The sequence below is a fragment of the Burkholderia sp. AW49-1 genome, from assembly GCF_053427845.1.
This window is the reverse complement of record NZ_JBSAXF010000136.1, coordinates 1-265: the sequence shown is the minus strand read 5'-3', so window position 1 is coordinate 265 and position 265 is coordinate 1. Positions and strand designations below refer to the sequence as shown.

Sequence of the window (265 nt, the reverse complement as noted above, 5' to 3'; positions counted from 1 at the left end):
GACCGAGAACAACATCGATCTGACGTCCGCGAATGTGAAGGCCGGCAGTCTGCAACTGGATGCCGGCAAGGACCTCATTCTCGATACGGCGACGAACGCCAGCACGCGGGTGAGTCGCGACGGCGCGACGAGCGTGGTGACGACGCTTGGGCCGATCGCCAAGCTGGACGTCGCGGGTGACGCGTCGATCGTCACTGGCGGCAACTTCCAGCAGAACGCGGGCAACCTGTCGGTCGGCGGCAACCTCGGTATGAATATCGGTGGA

Annotated in this window: 1 protein-coding gene; it reads left to right on the top strand. The window is 63.8% G+C overall.

Going from position 1 to position 265, the window contains the following annotated elements:
- Nucleotides 1-265, top strand: a 265-nt coding sequence (locus tag ACV22W_RS33760; protein ID WP_448023876.1) for a hypothetical protein, incomplete at both ends; no start/stop codon positions are given.